The organism is Paraburkholderia strydomiana (assembly GCF_031456815.1).
GTDB classification, from domain to species: Bacteria; Pseudomonadota; Gammaproteobacteria; order Burkholderiales; family Burkholderiaceae; genus Paraburkholderia; species Paraburkholderia caledonica.
Genome location: NZ_JAVDVL010000006.1, coordinates 252,962 through 271,778, shown reverse-complemented (window position 1 = coordinate 271,778; position 18,817 = coordinate 252,962). Strand labels below are relative to the sequence as shown.

The following is an 18,817-nucleotide window of genomic DNA, read 5'->3' as shown; positions in this document are numbered from 1 at the left end:
GGTTGGAACTGGGATTTGAAAAACTACGATTCTTTAACGACTGCGCGGTTTAGTGCGTGTCGTGTGCCTGGCCGATGTACACCAGCGTCAGCATCATGAAAATGAACGCCTGCAGCAGAACGATCAGGATGTGGAAGATTGCCCACACGCTGCCGGCGATCACGTGGCCGATGAAGCCAAGCACCGTCGTGTCCGCGCCGAAGCTCCAGATGCTGCCGAGCAGGGCAATCAGCAGGAACAACAGTTCGCCCGCGTACATGTTGCCGAACAGCCGCATGCCGAGCGAGACCGTCTTCGCGACGAACTCGATGATGTTCAGTGCAAGGTTCGGGATCCACAGCAGCGGATGCGCGCCGAACGGAGCGGACAGCAGTTCGTGCACGAAGCCGCCGGCGCCCTTGATCTTGAAGTTGTAGTAAATCATCAGCGCGAACACACCGAGGGCGATGCCGAGTGTGCCGTTCAGGTCGGCGGTCGGCACGATGCGGTGGTGCGGGATGACTTCAGACAGACCAAGCCAGCCGATGACGTGGCCCGGCAGGTCAACAGGAATAAAGTCGAGCGCGTTCATCAGCGCGACCCAGACGAACACCGTCAGTGCCAGCGGCGCGATGAAAGTACGCGTGCCGTGGATCATCGACTTCGATTGATCCTCGACCATCTCGACCAGCATTTCGATTGCACATTGGAAACGGCCGGGCACGCCGGACGTTGCCTTGCGTGCAGCCATGTGCAGGATGAAGATGGTGGCCAGACCGCAAACGATCGACCAGAAGAGGGTGTCCAGATTCCACACGTGAATGTCGAAAATCGACGTCTGGTGTCCGGTGGAAAAGTTCTGCAAGTGGTGCGCGATGTACTCGGACGGATCCATTGCGCGCGTGCCTTCGCTAGCTGCCATATCGTTAAAGCCACCCAAATTGTCGAAAATCGTCTGAGGCCGCCCCGCCGCAATGCTGTATTGCGGGAACGCGCCGGGTGCGGATCCTGTCTTATCCGCACGCTCTCGCCGGCGCCGCGCGCCGGCTTTTGAATCTTGCTGTTACCTGTTGCCTCTTCAGCGCCACGCCAAAGCGATCCAATACGTCTTGAGCGCGATGAGATAAGTCACGAGCAGCGGAACCCAGCGTACGTCGTGATACCAGAAGGCGATGGCTACAAACATCGCGATCGTTGTCCCCATCTTGAGCGCTTCGCCGATCATCCAGCTCATTGCTGTTTCGGCGCCGCTCAGCGTTCTCAGCCGCGCCGCGAACAATGCGGCCGGCACCCAGCATATCGCCCCTCCCAGGAACGCAGACAGCGCAGCAGCGCCCGGCGGCTCATAGAACAGCCACCATACCAGCGTTGCGCCTAGGGACAAGACCATTTGCGCTGCCACAACCCTTAAGGGGGTGACGCGCGATGGACGGTTCACACTGGGACCAAACAGCTTTTCAGCCTCGGCCCGCGTGAGCGGAACGATATTTTCCTGCTCGGCGTCCCACGGTTCTTCATGCGTGACTTGCTGAGCGGTAGACGCCTCTGAAACGCTGCGTTTTTCGCGGTGCCCGTCTCGCCCATTTTTCGGCGCTTGATTCGACGTTTTGACCGCCATCGCAGTGTTCCGAAGTCTCGTTCCGGTCAGCGAGCTTTCGCTGCGCTTACGGGGTTGCCGTGCAATTAAATCCGGGCGATTGTAAGCGATAGTTGCAGGCAATTCAAGACTTTAGGCCGTTCAATAAACAGTACGAAACGACTCCTCGCGATGCGGAAAAGGCTTCCGACGAATGGTCAGCCTGTCAACTGTAAGGCGGTCTTGCAAATGTAAAATGTGCGTGTTCATCGAGCCGTTTTTCGGGTCGACAAGCTGACTCGCAACTGTTGCAACAGCCGTGTCGAAAACGCAACAGAGCACAATGAGTTTGCCAAGCCGGCGCGGCACCTCCTCTGTAGACTGTTCGTCACAGCCGTCCAGGTGCCTATTGCAGAACCAAAATTAGTTAGGATTCCCTGATATTCAACCCCTGCTCGACCGTCGCAAACGGCGTTCGGCCGCGCCCACGAGCTCAACGCCCGGGAGTGCAATTGAGCGGCGCGCGACCATCTTTTTCGGCGCCGCTCACCGAAGGATCTCCGGTCGTCAGACGCTCAAGCCGTGGCGTTTCCGCGCAACCGCACAAGAATACCCTCGAGCGCGTCCAGATCGCCGAAATCGACCAGCACCTGACCGCGACCGCGTCGGCCAAGCTTGATTTTGACGGTTGCGGCCAGCAGATCGGACAGTTCTTCTTCCAGCCGTCTCGTATCGCGGCCGCCGTCCGGGTTGGCGCGCGCCTTGACCGCCGGAGCCGCCTTCGTGGTCGCCGTCACCAGTTTCTCGGTTTCCCGCACGGACATCCGCTTGTTGACGACTTGATTCGCCAGCGTGATCTGCGTCGCTGCGTCGACCGCCAGCAGCGCGCGCGCATGGCCCATGTCGAGGTCGCCGGCAAGTAACATGGTTTGAACTGGTGTCGCGAGGTTGAGCAGGCGCAGCAGGTTCGACACGGCGCTACGCGAGCGGCCGACCGACTCGGCGGCCTGCTCGTGTGTAAAGTTGAATTCGTCGAGCAACCGCTGAATACCTTGCGCCTCTTCCAGCGGATTCAGATCTTCGCGCTGGATGTTCTCGATCAACGCCATCGCGGCGGCGGCCTGGTCGGGCACGTCCTTCACGAGTACCGGGACTTCTTCCAGACCAGCAAGTCGAGCCGCGCGGAAACGCCGCTCGCCCGCGATGATCTCGTATTTGTCCGCCGACACCGGCCGCACGAGGATCGGTTGCATCAAGCCTTGTGCACGTATGCTGGCGGCCAACTCCTGCAACGCGCCTTCGTCCATCCGCGTGCGCGGCTGATATTTGCCCGCCTGCATTTTGCTGAGCGGCAACACGTTCGGCGCGCCGTCAATCACCACCGCCTCGGTGATGTCGGCGCTGCCGCCGAGCAACGCTTCCAGGCCGCGGCCCAATCCCTTCTTTCTTGCTACTGCGTTCATCGTGCTTCCTCGATCCACTTAGGATGCTTGGGGCGCGTCATTCAGTGCGCGCACCCGCTCAATCATTTCCGCGCCGAACTGCACGTAGGCTTGCGCGCCGCGCGACGCCCTGTCGAACACCACGCCCGGCAGCCCATAGCTGGGCGCCTCGGCGAGGCGCACGTTGCGCGGAATCACCGCGTCGAACACCTTGTCGCCAAAGTGCTCCTTCAATTGATCGGAGACCTGCTGCTGCAGCGTGATCCGCGGGTCGAACATGACGCGCAACAAGCCGATCACTTTGAGGTCGCGATTCAGATTCGCATGCACCTGCTTGATGGTGTTGACCAGATCGGACAGCCCTTCGAGCGCAAAGTACTCGCACTGCATGGGAATCACGACGCCATGCGCAGCGCAGAGGCCATTGAGCGTCAGCAGCGACAATGCGGGCGGACAGTCGATCAACACGAAGTCGTATTCGCTTTCCACTGTCGCAAGCGCGACCTTCAACTGCCGCTCGCGGTTCTGCACGCTGACCAACTCGACTTCCGCTCCCGCAAGTTCGCGGTTGGCAGGCAGTACGTCATAGCCGACGGCTTCGGGACGCATCCTGGAATCAGCCACCGAGACCCCGTCAACCAGCACTTCATAGACGGTGTTGGCGCACGCTGCCTTGTCGATGCCGCTGCCCATTGTGGCGTTGCCCTGCGGGTCCAGGTCGATAAGAAGGACTCGCTGTCCCTGCGCTGCCAGGCTGGCCGCCAGATTGACTGCCGTCGTCGTCTTACCGACTCCGCCTTTCTGGTTCGCAACGCAGAAAATTTTTGCCATCGTTGGAGTGTCCCTTTGCTGCTTGAAGAAGTGATTACGTCGTCTATTTGGAATGGCGTCGTGCGCGAGTGAGGGCGGCTAGTCGCCTTCATTCATAAGAACCGTGACGAGGTGGCGCTCGGCATCGAGGAACGGCACGTCGAGGCGGATGATCTGCTCCACGTGGGCGCCCGCAGGTAACCGCTCGATTTCGTCGTCGGGACGCACACCCTTCATCGCGAGAATGGCGCCCTGCTCTGCCACCAGATGACGGGCCAGTGTAACGAAATCGGCGAGTTCTGCGAATGCTCTAGAGACGATTACGTCGAACTTTGCCGACACTTCGGCGCCCGGCCGCAGCGTTTCTACACGCCCGGTCACGACCGAGAGGTTCGTCAGACCAAGTTCAGCCTTCGCCTGCGCCTGGAAGGCCGTTTTCTTGTGAACGATGTCGTTCACGGTCACGCCCCAATCAGGACGGACGATCGCCAAGACGATGCCAGGCAAACCGCCGCCCGAGCCGACGTCCAGCACCGTCCCCGGGTTGCGCTGCACGAGGTGCGGCACGATCGAAAGGGAGTCGAGTATGTGTTGAATCAACATCTGCCGGGGATCGCGAATGGCCGTCAGGTTGTAGACGGCATTCCACTTCGCCAGCAGCGTCACGTAGTCGAGCAGCTTGCCGAGTTGCACATCGCTCAACTCGAGTCCGAGCTCGCCTACGCCATCGGCGAGAAGTTGGCACAGCGCTTCCCGGTCAGCTCCGCTCCTCTTCACCGTCATTGCACCACCGGCTTGTTATCCGGGTCCGGCGCGGTCGCCTTTGCAGGACGACGACCCAAGCCACGCTTGAGATGAACCATCAGCAGAGAGATGGCCGCAGGAGTGATCCCCGAGATGCGCGACGCCTGACCGATGGTTTCGGGACGGAATTGCATCAGTTTCTGCCGGGCCTCGAACGACAGACCCCTCACTTCGGCATAGTCCAAACCTTCCGGGAGACGCGTGCTCTCGTGCGCTTCGTTCCGCTCTATTTCGTCCGCCTGCCGGTCGATGTAGCCCTGATACTTGATACCGATCTCGATCTGTTCCTTGATCTGAGCCAGCAGTACGTCATCGTCGGCCAGTATTTCCGGTGCAGCGCATGCGCCGTTTCGCAATGCAGATACGCCGTCGTAAGTCACGCCGGGTCTGCGCAGCAAGTCCGCGAGGCTATATTCGTGGTCGATTGGCTTGCCCAGCAACGCCGTCGCTTCATCCGCCGACAGCGTTTTTGGGTTCACCCAAGTCGTGCGGAGCCGCTCTGTTTCACGTGAAACAGCATCGCGCTTGCGGCTGAATGCATCCCAACGCACATCGTCAACGACGCCAAGCTCGCGGCCAATCTCCGTCAACCGCATATCGGCGTTGTCTTCCCGGAGACTCAGCCTGTACTCAGCCCGGCTCGTGAACATGCGGTAAGGCTCCGAAACGCCACGAGTCACTAGATCGTCAACCAGCACGCCCAAGTAGGCCTGATCCCGACGCGGGCACCATGCTTCCTTGCCCTGAACGAACAGGCCAGCGTTGATGCCGGCCAAGAGGCCTTGCGCCGCCGCCTCTTCATAGCCGGTGGTGCCGTTGATCTGCCCCGCAAAGAACAAGCCGTTGATCACTTTGGTTTCCAGCGACGCCTTAAGCCCCCGCGGATCGAAGTAATCATATTCAATTGCATAGCCAGGACGGAGGATGTGCGCGTGCTCCAAGCCGCGCATGGACCGCACGAGTTCGAGCTGCACATCGAACGGCAGGCTGGTCGAGATCCCGTTCGGATAGAACTCGTTCGTGGTCAGCCCTTCCGGTTCCAGAAAGATCTGGTGCGATTCCTTTGACGCGAAGCGGTGAATCTTGTCCTCGATGGAAGGGCAATACCGTGGCCCTACCCCTTCGATCACGCCCGTGTACATGGGCGAGCGATCCAGCCCGCCCCGGATAATGTCGTGCGTGCGCTCGTTGGTATGCGTGACCCAGCACGGCACTTGGCGCGGATGCTGTTCGGCGCGGCCGAGAAACGAGAAGACCGGCACTGGGTCGAGATCGCCAGGCTGTTCCTCGAGTTGCGAAAAGTCGATGGTCCGACCGTCAATTCGCGGCGGCGTGCCGGTCTTCAAGCGCCCTTGCGGCAGTTTCAATTCCTTCAGACGCGCCGACAACGACACAGCCGCAGGATCGCCAGCACGACCGCCGGTGTAGTTGTTCAGTCCCACGTGGATCTTTCCGTCGAGGAAGGTGCCCGCCGTCAGCACCACGGCCCGCGAGCGAAAGCGGATTCCCACCTGTGTAACCGCGCCGATCACGCGGTCGCCCTCAACCATCAGATCGTCTACGGCTTGCTGAAAGAGCCACAAATTCGGCTGGTTTTCGAGCCGGTGACGGATCGCTTGCTTGTAGAGCAGCCGGTCAGCTTGCGCGCGAGTCGCGCGCACAGCCGGGCCCTTCGAGGAATTAAGGATGCGGAACTGGATGCCGCCCTCGTCCGTGGCCGCGGCCATAGCACCGCCGAGCGCGTCGACTTCCTTGACCAGATGACCCTTGCCAATGCCGCCGATAGACGGATTGCAGCTCATCTGACCGAGCGTTTCGATGTTGTGAGTCAGCAGGAGCGTCTTATTGCCCATGCGCGCCGAGGCCAAAGCGGCCTCGGTGCCGGCGTGGCCGCCGCCGACGACGATTACGTCAAATTCTGTGGGAAAAAGCATCGCGGATCTCACGCCAGATCGTCGCGTGAGCCTTCAAAGGAAAAAAGTATGGGCGAATTATAACGGGTTCGGTTTCGGCCCGAATTAGGCCGAATCGCCAGACAATAAAAAGCGGCGTGTTTCACGTGAAACACGCCGCTGGGAACTGCAGGTGAGAGTGACTAAGCCGCCTTTTTGGCCAGCCCCAAATAGGTCTCGATAACTCGAGGATTCTGCGCCAAATCCGACGCCGCGCCCTCCAGCGCTAGCTCTCCCGTCTCTAAGACGTAACCATAGTCCGAAATCTGCAGAGCCGCGCGAGCGTTCTGTTCGATCAGAAGCGTCGCCACCCCAGTCTGACGCAGAGCGCTGATGATGTGGAAAATTTCTTTGACGATCAGCGGCGCGAGCCCCAAGCTAGGCTCGTCCAGCATCAGCAGATCCGGCTTGCCCATCAAAGCACGCCCGACCGCGAGCATCTGCCGCTCGCCACCGGACAACGTTCCGGCTGCCTGCTTACGGCGCTCCTTCAGACGCGGAAACAGCTGGAACACCGGCTCCATCTGGTCGAGAAAGTTGCGCTCACCCGCTCGCTTGCGCCGATAGGCGCCGAGAACCAGGTTGTCCTCGACACTCATCGACGCGAAAAGCTCACGCTTCTCGGGCACCAGGCACATGCCGCGAGCCACGCGCTTCTCCACCGGCACAGCACTGACGTCCTCGCCCTGATACACGACCGCGCCCTTGGCATGACCAGTGGTCGGCAAAGCGCCCATGATCGCGTTCAGCAGCGTGGACTTGCCCGCCCCGTTCGGGCCGATTACCGACACAATTTGCCCGGCTCGCACCTTGATGGCAGCGCCGTGGAGTGCCTCGACCTTGCCGTATCGGACGGATAACCCGTTCACGTCGAGAATGGGTGCAGCTACATTCATGAGGTTCTCCATTACTCCACTCCGCCAAGGTACGCTTCGAGCACCGCCGGATCCTGCTGCACTTCCTGCGGCAAGCCTTCGGCGATACGCGTGCCGAACTCCATCACGACGAGTCGATCAGTCAGATTCATCACGAAATCCATATCGTGCTCGACGAGCAGCACGCTCATGCCTTCCGCCTTCAACCGACGGAGCAAATCGGCCAGTTGCAGCTTTTCCTGATAGCGCAGGCCGGCTGCCGGTTCGTCCAGCAGCAGCAAGGTGGGATCGCAGCACAGCGCACGAGCGATTTCCAGAATCCGCTGCTGACCCAACGCCAGGCTTCCGGCTTCGTCGTACATGTGCTGTTCAAGGCCGACGCGGCGAATCTGGCGGGCGGCCTCCGCCATCAAGCGCGCTTCTTCCACGCTGTTCAAACGCACGATGCTTCGCCAGACGCCCGCATGCCCGCGCAAGTGCGCGCCAATCGCGACGTTCTCCAGCACCGTCATGCCGGGCAGCAGCTTGACGTGCTGGAAGGTGCGGCCGATTCCTCGCTTGACGATTTCACGTGAACTCAGCGCGTCGATGCGCTCGCCGCGGAACGTGATCTCGCCACTCGTCGCCTGGAGCACGCCGGTCACGAGATTGAACGTGGTTGATTTGCCGGCGCCGTTTGGTCCGATCAGGCCAATGATCTGCCCTGCTTTGACTTCAAAACTAACGTCGTTCACCGCGACCAAGCCGCCGAACTGCTTGCGAGCCTTGTTGACCGTCAACAGGTTTTCCCCGGCCGTCGGCTTGCTGCGCTGCGGCAAAGCTTCCGCCTGATCCGGCAGATGCGCACGAGGGCCGCGCGGGAAAAAGCGCGCGACGAACGGCCACACGCCCTGCCGCGCATATTGCAGCAACAACACCATCAAGATGCCGAACACGATCACTTCGAAGTTGCCGTTCTCGCCCAACAGTTTGGGCAGCAGCGTTTGCAGATAGTCCTGCAACACGGTGAGGATTGCCGCCCCGAGCACCGCGCCCCAAACGTGTGACACTCCGCCCACCACGGCCATGAACAGGAATTCGATGCCGTGATTCAGACCGAAAGGCGTCGGGTTCACCGCGCGCTGCAAGTGCGCATACAGAAAGCCGGAAACCGACGCCAGCACCGCGGCGTAGACGAAAATGACCACGCGCATCCACGCCGTATTCACACCCATTGCTTCAGCCATCATGCCGCCGCCGCGTAAAGCGCGAATGGCCCGCCCCGGCCGGCTATTCAACAGATTCTGGACCGACACGACCGCGCCGAGCACGACCAGCCAGATCAGGTAATAGATGTGACGGCCGGACTCGAGATCGATACCGAAAACATTCAGCACTGGAATTCCGTTGATGCCGTCGTACTTGCCCAGCATCTCCAGGTTACCGAATAGATAGAACAGCGACAGCCCCCAGGCGATCGTGCCAAGCGGCAAAAAGTGGCCGGAGAGGCGCATCGTCACTAGGCCGAGAATCAGGGCGATCAGCGCCGTCACCAGCACCCCGGCGATCAGCGCAAGCCAAGGCGAGACACCGAAGCGCGTCGTCAGATACGCAGTTGCATACGCGCCGATGCCGACAAACGCGGCCTGCCCGAAACTCGTCATCCCGCCAATGCCGGTGAGCAGCACCAGCCCGATTGCCACGATCGAATAGAGGCCGATGTAGTTCAGCAGCGTGACCCAGTACTCGGGCACGTGGATCGGCTGCGGCAACACCGGCAACGCGAACAGAACGACGAGGAAGAGCCAGAAGAACTTGTTTTTCATGATCCGTTTCATCGCGTCACTCCTCGTCCTCTTCAGCGTGCGGGCTGGCAAGACTGCGCCAGAGCAGCACCGGGATAATCAGCGTGAACACGATCACTTCCTTATAGGCGCTCGCCCAGAACGACGAATACGACTCCAGCAGGCCGACGAGGATCGAACCGGCCGCCGCCAGCGGATAGCTCACGAGCCCGCCGATAATCGCCCCGACGAAGCCCTTCAAACCGATCAGGAAGCCCGAGTCGTAGTAGATGGTAGTCAACGGTGCCACCAGGATGCCGCACAGCGCGCCGAGGCCCGCTGCGAGCGTGAACGCGAGGCGCCCCGCTTGCGTCGTGCCGATACCGACGAGGCGCGCACCGAGTCGATTCACCGATGTCGCACGCAACGCCTTACCTGAAATCGAGCGGTCGAAGTACAGATACAGCGCGCCGATCAGTACAACCGCTGTCCCGACGACCCACAGGCTTTGCCCCGAAATCGACAGGTTGCCGACATTGAACGTCGCGTCCGAAAACGCCGTCGTGCGCGAGCCTTCCGCGCCGAACATCACGAGGCCAAGACCGACCATCGCAAAGTGCACCGCCACCGCGACGATGAGAAGCAACAACGTGGTCGCTTCGGCGATCGGCTCATACGCGAGCCGGTAAACGAACGGGCCCATCGGAATCACGATCAGCAGCGTCAGCGCAATTTGCGCGATCATCGGCAGTGGATGCAGGAAGACGCCTTGGGTGAGCGCGTACACCGCAACCGGGAACAGCAGATACTTGCCGACCATCAGAGCCAGCGTGCGAGCCGCATGCCGGCGCCGCTCCGCGTGCCGTACGAGCCCCGCCACTTCGACCACGAAGCACGCAGCCCCCATTGCCATCAGCAGCCAGCAGGTGGCCGGAAATTTCTGTGTTTGCAACGCGGCGAGCGTGAGCGCGCCATACGAAACAAACTCGCCCTGCGGGATAAAGATCACCCGCGTCACGGAGAACACCAGCACCAGCGCGAGCGCAAGCAACGCATAGATAGCGCCCGTGGTGATGCCGTCCTGCGCGAGGATCGCCGCAATTGATAGATCCATACTTCCTCGTCCTGAAGCGTCGAAATCGAAACTGGAAACAGTCGTGGCGGCGCAACCCGCAGCCGTCCATCGAACCGCAATGCCTGAAAGACGACCGCCGCGCAGGAGCACGGCGCGGCGGTCGGTGCCATTGTCGTTGAACACAATGGCAATGCGGCGTCACATGCCGCACTTTGCGAGAGGCGCGTACCGCTTTTGTATTAGTCGTTCTGCAGCTTCCACTTGCCGTCGACGATCTGCACGATCACGCGTGCGCGCTTGTCGAGGCCGTTGTGGTCGGTTGTCGTCGTGTTCATGATGCCGTGCGAGACCGGCAGTTCCTTGATGCTTTCGAGCGCGCTGCGCAGTGCCACGCGAAATGCCTCGGTGCCCGGCTGTGCGGTCTTCAGCGCTTCGGGAATCGCACGCTGCAGCATCTGGCCGGCGTCCCATGCGTGACCGCCGAACGTCGCGACCGAACCCGCGCCATACGCTTTCTCGTACGCAGCCTTATAAGCCAGCGAGGACTTCTTCACCGGATTCGATTCGGGCAATTGATCGGCGACGAGGATCGGACCAGCCGGCAGAATCTCGCCTTCGCAGTCCTTGGCGCAAACGCGCAGGAAGTCATTGTTGGCCACGCCGTGCGTCTGATAAACCTTGCCCTTGTAGCCGCGCTCCTTGAGCGTCTTCGCCGGCAGCGCCGACGGTGTACCGGAGCCCGCGATCAACACTGCGTCGGGATTGGCGCCCATTGTCTTCAGCACCTGGCCGGTCACCGACGCGTCCGTGCGATTGAATCGCTCGTTGGAAACGATCTTCAGATTGTGTGCGTTCGCCGCGGCGGTGAATACGTTGTTCCAGCTGTCGCCGTATGCATCCGCGAAGCCGATGAAACCCACCGTCTTCACGCCGTGATGCTCCATGTAATCAGCAATTGCGTCGGCCATCAGACTGTCGTTCTGCGGCGGTTTGAAGGCCCACGCACGCTTCGCGTCCATTGGCGAAATGATCGCGGCAGACGCGGCGAGCGAGATCACCGGCGTCTTGCCTTCGGAAGCGGGATCGAGCATGGCGAGAGAATTCGGTGTGACGGTCGAGCCGATAATTGCGTCGACGTGGTCTTCGTCGATCAGCTTGCGCGTGTTCTGCACGGCCTTGCCGGTGTCCGATGCATCGTCGAGGATGATGTACTGCACCGTCTTGCCGCCGATCTCCTTCGGCAGCAACGCGATCGTATTCTTTTCAGGAATCCCGAGCGATGCAGCCGGCCCCGTGGTGGATAGCGTTACGCCGATCTTCACCTGAGCGATGGCGGCGCCCGCGCCGCACATCAACGCCATCGCGATGCCGGTGCGTACCCATTGTTTTGTCTTTGTCATTGCAAGTCTCCAAACGCTGCGAAGCGCGTATCTGTTATCCGGCTCGTGGGCCGGGTGTCTGAATCTAGTTATCGGATCCGGGCGTGCCAAGCATGGTTTTCCCTGCCGAACACGCATGCCTTCTCCGTCTTTTATGTCACTCCCTGCTGCCTGCCGTCACTGCCTGCTGCTGCGATTCCTGGGTGCCTCGCCGAGCCGGCGGACACAAAACACTAACATGTTAGTAGTATTGCGTTGTGCATCGTTGACGGTCAATAGACTGCAACGCAAATGCGGGTTTGTCCTGAAGCCGCATAGCCACAAGTCTCGTGCGAAGCGGGCAATAAAAAAGACGCGTCGGACTGCACGCGTCTTTTGTTATGAGGTCCCCTATCGCTTTGCCTTCGCTCAGTCGCCGGACAACTTCCACTTGCCGCCGACAATCTCCACCATGACGCGCGCCCGCTGATCGAGACCGGCATGGTCGTTCGCGCTCATGTTGAAGATACCGTGCGACGCCGGCAGCTCTTTGGTTCCTTCAAGCGCTGCGCGCAACGCCTCGCGGAACGCCGGCGTGCCGGGCTGACCTTTCTTCAGTGCGAGCGGAATAGCGCGTTGCAGCAGCAGGCCAGCGTCCCATGCGTGACCGCCGAAGGTGGACACGGAGCCGGCGCCATAGGCGGCTTCATACGCCCGCTTATAGGCGAGCGCGCTCTTCTTCACCGGATTCGAATCGGGCAGTTGCTCGGCAACGAGCAGAGGGCCGGCGGGCAGAAAGGTGCCCTCGCAATCCTTGCCGCACACGCGCAGGAAATCGTTATTCGCGACGCCGTGCGTCTGATAGTACTTGCCCTTGTAGCCGCGCTCGCGGAGCGTCTTCTGCGGCAACGCGGCAGGCGTACCGGCGCCTGCGATCAACACTGCGTCCGGGTTCTGCGACACGATCTTCAACACCTGACCGGTGACGGAAGCGTCGTTACGTGCAAAGCGCTCGTTCGCAACGACCTTGATCTTTGCCAGATCGGCGGCCTTGCTGAATTCCTTGAACCAGCTTTCGCCATAACCGTCGGAGAAGCCGATGAACGCCACCGTCTTCACGCCATGATTGGACATGTGCTGCGCGATGGCGGTAGCCATGAGAATGTCGTTTTGCGGCGTCTTGAACACCCATGCGCGCTTGGCATCCATCGGCTCGACAATGCTGGCCGCTGCCGCAAGCGAGATCACCGGCGTGGTGCTCTCAGCGGCGACGTCTATCATGGCAAGCGAATTCGGCACGACGGTCGACCCGATCAGCGCGTCTACATGGTCTTCGCTCGTGAGCTTGCGGGCGTTTTTGACGGCCTGAGTCGAATCAGTCGCGTCGTCCAGCACGATGTATTCGATTTTTTGGCCGGCCACTTCCTTTGGAAGCAGCGCGACGGTGTTCTTCTCCGGAATGCCTAGCGATGCGGCCGGGCCGGTTGCCGAAACGGTGACGCCGATTTTCACATCTGCAAATGCATGGCTGCTCCATGCAGCCGAAATGCCCGTGGCGACCAATGCCGCACTGATCCAACGCAATGCCGACTTCATCCCGCTCCTCTATGCCCCGTTAAAACAATTCAGATTAAATTCGCAATTTAAATCCCGACCCAGCGGTCGGTGAATAAGGAGTGTAGCGGACGTGAGCCGCACGCGGCAAGCACTTTGCAGGGCGCCAGCGTGGGAAATCGAGCAATTATCGGAGACATAAAATAGGTCACCGATTTAGCGAAGGAATTGAACGAGGTAATTCAAAAAAGCAAAATAAAAAGCGCTGTTGGATATCAATCCAACAGCGCTTTCGTGTGGGCACTTAGTGCCTCATGTCTCCTCGTTCTCCACCTGCAAATTCGTGGTTCATCAGAACTGCATGAAGGTTAAACGAGCACCCAGCGTGCCACAACTAGCAATTACCCTAGTGGTGCACTGCGGCACTGAATTGGGGCAAGTTTAACCGGCGATGCGGCGCGATACATAAAAATAAGGGCTCAAGTGGTTTGCCGACGTCATACTGCATAGCAGCGAAATTAGATCGGACGCCGAAGCAACGATTCGTGTGACCGCTTTCTCACGCGCGCAGCGGCCGCACGCGCGCGATGATCTCGCCGACAATCCCGCGCCTGAACGCGAGCACGCACGCAATAAAGATCACGCCCGTCACGATCGTTACCGACTCACCCAGCGAACGGAACCACTCGATGCCTGTTGTCGACGCGAGCGCGCCACCGATATCGCCGAGCCGATCCTCGAGTGCGACGATCAGTGCCGCGCCGAGCAACGGTCCGAACAGCGTGCCCATGCCGCCGACAAGCGTCATCAGCACCACCAGGCCGGACATGGTCCAGTAAGCGTCGCTCAAAGTCTCGAAGCCTTGCACCACCACCTTTAGCGAGCCCGCGAGTCCTGCAAGTCCGGCCGACAGAATGAACGCTAGCAGCTTGAAGCGATCCGTATCGTAGCCAAGCGACACCGCGCGCGGCTCGTTCTCCTTGATCGCGACCAGCACCTGACCGAACGGCGAATGCACGATGCGCACGATCAGCAGAAAGGCGAGCACGATCACGGCCAGCACAACAAAGTACAAGGCCACATCCGACGAAAGATCCAGCACGCCGAAGAGCTTGCCGCGCGGCACGCCTTGCAGGCCGTCTTCGCCATGCGTGAACGGCGCTTGCAGGAACACGAAGTACACCATCTGCGCGAGTGCGAGCGTCACCATCGCGAAATAGATGCCCTGACGCCGGATCGCGAAAATGCCGACGATGAAGCCGAGGAGCGTCGCCGACGCCGTGCCTGCAAGCACTCCGAGCTCGGGCGAGAAGCCGAGCGTCTGCATCGCATAACCGGTGATGTAGCCGGCCGAGGCTAGAAACATGGCGTGCCCGAACGAGAGCAAGCCGGTGTAGCCAATCAACAGATTGAACGCGGCCGCGAACAGCGCAAAGCACATCACCTTCATGACAAAGAGCGGATAGATGCCGAGCACGGGCACCGCGAGCAGCACCACCAGCAGCAAACCGTAGAGTACTTTTCTCTGCATCATTTTTCCTTGCCGAAGAGACCCGCCGGACGCACGAGCAACACGAGCGCCATGATGACGAACACAACGGTCGCCGACGCTTCCGGATAGAACACGCGAGTCAGTCCTTCGATTACGCCGAGCATCAGTCCGGTGAGAATCGAACCCATGATCGAGCCCATTCCGCCGATCACCACTACCGCGAACACGGTAATGATCATCGGTTGGCCCATCAGCGGCGAAACCTGGATAACCGGCGCGGCCAGCACGCCGGCGAACGCGGCGAGCGCCACGCCGAAGCCGTAAGTGAGCGTGATCATCAGCGGGACGTTGATGCCGAACGCCTCGACCAGCTTGGGGTTCTCGGTCCCGGCGCGCAGATAGGCGCCCAGCCGGGTCTTCTCGATCACGAACCACGTCGCAAAGCAAACGATCAGCGACGCCACCACCACCCACGCGCGATAGTTCGGCAGGAACATGAAGCCGAGGTTGGTCGCGCCCGACAGCGCGGAAGGCACGTCGTACGGCTGGCCCGACGAACCATAGATAGAACGGAACACGCCCTCGACGACGAGCGTGAGCCCGAACGTGAGCAACAGGCCATACAGATGGTCGAGCTTGTAAAGCCAACGCAGCATCGAGCGTTCTATCGCGACGCCGAACAGGCCGACGATCAGCGGTGCGAGCACGAGCATCGCCCAATACGGCACGCCGAAGTATGAGAAGCCCATCCACGCGAGCATCGCGCCGAGCATGAACAACGCGCCGTGCGCGAAGTTGATCACGTTCAGCAAGCCGAAGATCACCGCAAGACCAAGACTCAGAATTGCGTAGAACGAGCCGTTCACGAGCCCGAGCAGCAACTGGCTCAACATCGCGGGAAGCGGAATGCCAAAGATGTCCATTGAAGCCTTAACCCATCGTCAGGGTGAGATCGGTTGTGCACGATCCGGCCGGCACGCGACAAGCGCTCATGACGCCGGCCGCACGCGGCATACGAAAAGAACCGAAACGGACGGCTGCCCGCCCGCGCGCGGACAGCCAGCCGTCAGTCAGCTCTTCAACCCGCGCTTATTTCCACAGCGCGCAGCGGGTTTCCGACTTCGTCGTGAACGCCTGCTCGCCGGGAATCGTCGCGGTGATCTTGTAGTAGTCCCACGGCTCTTTCGATTCTCCCGGCGTCTTCACCTGCATCAGGTACATGTCGTGGATCATGCTGCCGTCCTGACGGATGTAGCCCTTCGCGTAGAAGTCGTCGATCTTGGTCTTTTTCAGTTGCGCCATGACCTTGTCGGCGTCCGTCGAACCGACTGCCTGCACGGCCTTCAGATAATTCATCGTCGCCGAGTAGTCAGCGGCTTGCAGACTGGACGGCATCTTGCGCATTTTGTCGAAGTAGCGCTGTGCCCACTTGCGCGTGTTCGCGTCCTTGTTCCAGTACCAGCTATCCGTCAGCACGAGGCCTTGCGTGGTTTCGAGACCGAGGCTATGCACGTCGTTGATGAACATCAGCAACGCAGCGAGCTTCATGCTCTTCGTGATGCCGAATTCTTTCGCGGCCTTGATGGAGTTGATCGTGTCGCCGCCCGCATTGGCGAGACCGAGAACCTGCGCCTTCGACGACTGCGCCTGCAGCAGGAACGACGAGAAGTCCGACGCCGACAGCGGGTGGCGCACCGTGCCCAGCACCTGGCCGCCGCTCGCCTTCACGACGTCCGATGTGTTCTTTTCGAGCGCCTTGCCGAATGCGTAGTCGGCGGTCAGGAAGTACCACGTCTTGCCGCCCTGCTTCACCACCGCGGAGCCCGTGCCCTTCGCGAGCGCCGTGGTGTCGTACGCATAGTGAATCGTGTACGGCGTGCATTGCTCGTTGGTCAGCGTGTCGGCGCCCGCCCCGATGCTGATGTAGACCTTGTGCTTCTCACCGGCGACGGTGTTCATCGAAAGACCCGTTGCCGAGTTCGTGCCGCCGACCAGCAGATCGAGGCCCTCGCGATCGAACCATTCGCGTGCACGCGAAGCGGCGATATCGGCCTTGTTCTGGTGATCCGCGTACAGCACCGTGATCGGCTTGCCGTTCACCTTGCCGCCGAAGTCCGCTACGGCCATGCGAATGGCTTCAAGGCCGCCCTGACCGTCGATATCCGCATACAACCCCGACATATCCGTGATGAAGCCGATCTTTACCGCATCGTCAGCCGCTTGCGCGCTGCTCATCGTGATAGCGGCGCCGGCGGCGACCGCGAAGCAAACTGAAGCAAGCCGCGCGAGTGGGTTCTTTTTCATTCCTGTCTCCTGGTTCATCGCTTGTGGTTATCAGAGGCAATTGGGCGCGCGCTATCTATACGCCCAGTAGATCGTGCAGTGTCGGCATCTTGCTTTCGAGTTCACTTGCCCCGAAGTGCTCGACGATCGCACCGTGCTCCATCACATAGAAGCGGTCGGCAAGCGGCGCGGCAAAGCGGAAATTCTGTTCGACCATGACGATCGTGTAGCCCCGCGCCTTGAGCGTCACGATCATGCGCGCAAGCGCCTGCACGATGACAGGCGCCAGTCCTTCCGAGATTTCGTCGAGCAGAAGCAGACTCGCGCCGGTGCGCAAGATACGCGCGACCGCGAGCATCTGCTGTTCGCCGCCGGAGAGCCGCGTGCCCTGGCTCATGCGACGCTCCTGCAAGTTCGGGAACATCGAATAGATTTCTTCGAGCGACATCATGTGCGCCTTGTCGCCAACGGGCGGCGGCAGCAGCAGATTCTCTTCGCACGAGAGGCTCGAAAAAATCCCGCGCTCTTCGGGGCAATAGCCGATGCCGCAATGCGCGATGCGATGCGTGGGCAGGTTGATCGTTTCACGTCCGCCGATGCGGATCGAACCCGTGCGCCGTCCGGTCAGGCCCATGATCGCGCGCAATGTCGTGGTGCGCCCCGCGCCGTTGCGGCCAAGCAGCGTGACAACCTCGCCGCGGTCCACCGTCAGATCGACGCCGTGCAGAATATGGGACTCTCCGTACCACGCCTGCAGACCCGCGATCTCCAGCGCGGGCGCACCCGCCGCGGTGCCGCTGACTTCGAGGCTTTCGCGCTCGGCAATTGTATTCATGCGTGGGCTCCGGCGAGCGCCGCGTCGGCACTGCCCATATAGGCTTGCATCACGAGCGGATTCTTCGACACTTCTGCATAGCTGCCTTCGGCGAGCACTTCACCGCGTTGCAGAACAGTGATGGTGTCGGAGATGCCTGCGATCACATTCATGTTGTGTTCGACCATCAGGATCGTGCGACCGCTCGACACTTTCTTGATCAACGCCGTGACGCGGTCGACGTCTTCGTGACCCATGCCTTGCGTCGGCTCGTCGAGCAGCATCAGCTCAGGCTCCATCGCGAGCGTCGTGGCAATTTCCAGCGCGCGCTTGCGACCGTATGAGAGTTCAACGGTCAACACGTCGGCGAAATCAGTCAGACCGACCTGCGTAAGCAGATCCATTGCGCGGTCGTCGAGTTGGCGCAGCGTGCGCTCGCTCTTCCAGAAATGGAACGCGGTGCCGAGCGACCGCTGCAAACCGATGCGCACATTCTGCAATGCCGTCAGATGCGGGAATACAGCGGAAATCTGAAAGGAGCGGATGATGCCGCGCCGCGCGATCTGCGCCGGCCGCTCATTCGTGATGTCCTCGCCGTTGAAGACAATCTGGCCCGCCGTCGGCTCGAGGAACTTGGTGAGCAGATTGAAGCACGTGGTCTTGCCCGCTCCGTTTGGACCAATCAGCGCATGGATCGAGCCACGGCGCACGCGCAGGTTCACGCCGTTCACGGCAATGAAGCCTTTGAACTCACGAGTGAGGCCGCGCGTTTCGAGAATCGTATCGCCGAGAATCATGTTCCCTTCCATACGGAGTAAGGCGAAGCACTACGATCTTACGCGCGAAACCCTGCGCGACTTTTTGGACGGCGGCACCCCGTGCTCGCTCGTTGGCGTGGTGCACCAATCCGGACGGTAATCCTTGGGGCCACACGCAGCATGGCTGCCATTGTCGCGCCAATGATGCAGCGCATTCATTGGGATTTGCACTTAGTGGATGACGCGTGTGAGCGATTGCGCACCGTAGTCTCCGACTGGAGA

General features: G+C 60.6%; 16 protein-coding genes. All 16 read right to left on the bottom strand.

What is annotated here, in order from left to right:
* Positions 1-49: 49 nt before the first annotated feature.
* The 16 genes from atpB to J2W46_RS18435 all read right to left on the bottom strand — a co-directional run bounded on the left by atpB (position 50) and on the right by J2W46_RS18435 (position 18,574).
* Positions 50-901 carry a F0F1 ATP synthase subunit A gene (gene atpB, locus J2W46_RS18510; RefSeq protein ID WP_027776916.1) on the bottom strand — a complete coding sequence of 284 codons (852 nt, stop codon included), beginning with the start codon at positions 899-901 and terminating at the stop codon, positions 50-52.
* Between the two features lie 156 nt (positions 902-1,057).
* Complete coding sequence (locus J2W46_RS18505) at positions 1,058-1,597, bottom strand: ATP synthase subunit I (RefSeq protein WP_087752418.1); 540 nt, start codon at positions 1,595-1,597, stop codon at positions 1,058-1,060.
* A gap of 533 nt (positions 1,598-2,130) precedes the next feature.
* Positions 2,131-3,018, bottom strand: a complete 888-nt coding sequence (locus tag J2W46_RS18500) for a ParB/RepB/Spo0J family partition protein (RefSeq protein WP_020067420.1) — start codon at positions 3,016-3,018, stop codon at positions 2,131-2,133.
* A gap of 18 nt (positions 3,019-3,036) precedes the next feature.
* Entirely contained in the window at positions 3,037-3,828 is a 792-nt protein-coding gene (locus J2W46_RS18495; protein WP_310355397.1) for a ParA family protein, read from the bottom strand.
* A 78-nt stretch (positions 3,829-3,906) separates the two neighbouring features.
* Positions 3,907-4,590 carry a 16S rRNA (guanine(527)-N(7))-methyltransferase RsmG gene (rsmG, locus tag J2W46_RS18490; RefSeq protein ID WP_310355395.1) on the bottom strand — a complete coding sequence of 228 codons (684 nt, stop codon included), beginning with the start codon at positions 4,588-4,590 and terminating at the stop codon, positions 3,907-3,909.
* Entirely contained in the window at positions 4,587-6,545 is a 1,959-nt protein-coding gene (mnmG, locus tag J2W46_RS18485) for a tRNA uridine-5-carboxymethylaminomethyl(34) synthesis enzyme MnmG (RefSeq protein WP_310355393.1), read from the bottom strand. Before mnmG ends, rsmG begins: the two co-directional genes overlap by 4 nt.
* Positions 6,546-6,706: 161 nt before the next feature.
* A complete protein-coding gene (locus J2W46_RS18480) occupies positions 6,707-7,459 on the bottom strand; it encodes an ABC transporter ATP-binding protein (RefSeq protein ID WP_087752415.1) in 753 nt (250 codons plus the stop codon).
* A gap of 11 nt (positions 7,460-7,470) precedes the next feature.
* Positions 7,471-9,255 (bottom strand): branched-chain amino acid ABC transporter ATP-binding protein/permease, encoded by a 1,785-nt coding sequence (locus J2W46_RS18475; protein ID WP_310355391.1) that lies wholly within the window; start codon positions 9,253-9,255, stop codon positions 7,471-7,473.
* 4 nt (positions 9,256-9,259) lie between these two features.
* Complete coding sequence (locus J2W46_RS18470; RefSeq protein ID WP_310355389.1) at positions 9,260-10,315, bottom strand: branched-chain amino acid ABC transporter permease; 1,056 nt, start codon at positions 10,313-10,315, stop codon at positions 9,260-9,262.
* A gap of 200 nt (positions 10,316-10,515) precedes the next feature.
* Positions 10,516-11,676: an ABC transporter substrate-binding protein gene (locus J2W46_RS18465; protein ID WP_088176204.1), complete on the bottom strand. Its 1,161-nt coding sequence runs from the start codon at positions 11,674-11,676 to the stop codon at positions 10,516-10,518.
* A 387-nt stretch (positions 11,677-12,063) separates the two neighbouring features.
* A complete protein-coding gene (locus tag J2W46_RS18460) occupies positions 12,064-13,230 on the bottom strand; it encodes an ABC transporter substrate-binding protein (RefSeq protein WP_087752413.1) in 1,167 nt (388 codons plus the stop codon).
* A 517-nt stretch (positions 13,231-13,747) separates the two neighbouring features.
* Positions 13,748-14,719: a branched-chain amino acid ABC transporter permease gene (locus J2W46_RS18455; RefSeq protein WP_288827641.1), complete on the bottom strand. Its 972-nt coding sequence runs from the start codon at positions 14,717-14,719 to the stop codon at positions 13,748-13,750.
* Complete coding sequence (locus tag J2W46_RS18450; protein ID WP_020067410.1) at positions 14,719-15,603, bottom strand: branched-chain amino acid ABC transporter permease; 885 nt, start codon at positions 15,601-15,603, stop codon at positions 14,719-14,721. Before J2W46_RS18450 ends, J2W46_RS18455 begins: the two co-directional genes overlap by 1 nt.
* 166 nt (positions 15,604-15,769) lie before the next feature.
* Complete coding sequence (locus tag J2W46_RS18445) at positions 15,770-16,984, bottom strand: ABC transporter substrate-binding protein (protein ID WP_087752411.1); 1,215 nt, start codon at positions 16,982-16,984, stop codon at positions 15,770-15,772.
* A 55-nt stretch (positions 16,985-17,039) separates the two neighbouring features.
* Positions 17,040-17,798: an ABC transporter ATP-binding protein gene (locus J2W46_RS18440; protein WP_087752410.1), complete on the bottom strand. Its 759-nt coding sequence runs from the start codon at positions 17,796-17,798 to the stop codon at positions 17,040-17,042.
* On the bottom strand, positions 17,795-18,574 hold the full coding sequence (locus J2W46_RS18435) for an ABC transporter ATP-binding protein (protein ID WP_020067407.1): 780 nt from the start codon (positions 18,572-18,574) through the stop codon (positions 17,795-17,797). The genes J2W46_RS18440 and J2W46_RS18435 overlap by 4 nt, the downstream gene beginning before the upstream one ends.
* Positions 18,575-18,817: the final 243 nt, after the last annotated feature.

Excerpts from the sequence above, each read along its gene's own strand:
- J2W46_RS18455 (WP_288827641.1), bottom strand. The coding sequence starts at position 14,719 with ATGCAGAGAAAAGTACTCTACGGTTTGCTGCTGGTGGTGCTGCTCGCG.
- J2W46_RS18480 (WP_087752415.1), bottom strand. The coding sequence starts at position 7,459 with ATGAATGTAGCTGCACCCATTCTCGACGTGAACGGGTTATCCGTCCGA.
- J2W46_RS18460 (WP_087752413.1), bottom strand. The coding sequence starts at position 13,230 with ATGAAGTCGGCATTGCGTTGGATCAGTGCGGCATTGGTCGCCACGGGC.
- J2W46_RS18435 (WP_020067407.1), bottom strand. The coding sequence starts at position 18,574 with ATGATTCTCGGCGATACGATTCTCGAAACGCGCGGCCTCACTCGTGAG.
- atpB (WP_027776916.1), bottom strand. The coding sequence starts at position 901 with ATGGCAGCTAGCGAAGGCACGCGCGCAATGGATCCGTCCGAGTACATC.
- mnmG (WP_310355393.1), bottom strand. The coding sequence starts at position 6,545 with ATGCTTTTTCCCACAGAATTTGACGTAATCGTCGTCGGCGGCGGCCAC.
- J2W46_RS18450 (WP_020067410.1), bottom strand. The coding sequence starts at position 15,603 with ATGGACATCTTTGGCATTCCGCTTCCCGCGATGTTGAGCCAGTTGCTG.
- J2W46_RS18440 (WP_087752410.1), bottom strand. The coding sequence starts at position 17,798 with ATGAATACAATTGCCGAGCGCGAAAGCCTCGAAGTCAGCGGCACCGCG.
- J2W46_RS18475 (WP_310355391.1), bottom strand. The coding sequence starts at position 9,255 with ATGAAACGGATCATGAAAAACAAGTTCTTCTGGCTCTTCCTCGTCGTT.
- J2W46_RS18465 (WP_088176204.1), bottom strand. The coding sequence starts at position 11,676 with ATGACAAAGACAAAACAATGGGTACGCACCGGCATCGCGATGGCGTTG.
- rsmG (WP_310355395.1), bottom strand. The coding sequence starts at position 4,590 with ATGACGGTGAAGAGGAGCGGAGCTGACCGGGAAGCGCTGTGCCAACTT.
- J2W46_RS18505 (WP_087752418.1), bottom strand. The coding sequence starts at position 1,597 with ATGGCGGTCAAAACGTCGAATCAAGCGCCGAAAAATGGGCGAGACGGG.
- J2W46_RS18470 (WP_310355389.1), bottom strand. The coding sequence starts at position 10,315 with ATGGATCTATCAATTGCGGCGATCCTCGCGCAGGACGGCATCACCACG.
- J2W46_RS18500 (WP_020067420.1), bottom strand. The coding sequence starts at position 3,018 with ATGAACGCAGTAGCAAGAAAGAAGGGATTGGGCCGCGGCCTGGAAGCG.
- J2W46_RS18445 (WP_087752411.1), bottom strand. The coding sequence starts at position 16,984 with ATGAAAAAGAACCCACTCGCGCGGCTTGCTTCAGTTTGCTTCGCGGTC.
- J2W46_RS18495 (WP_310355397.1), bottom strand. The coding sequence starts at position 3,828 with ATGGCAAAAATTTTCTGCGTTGCGAACCAGAAAGGCGGAGTCGGTAAG.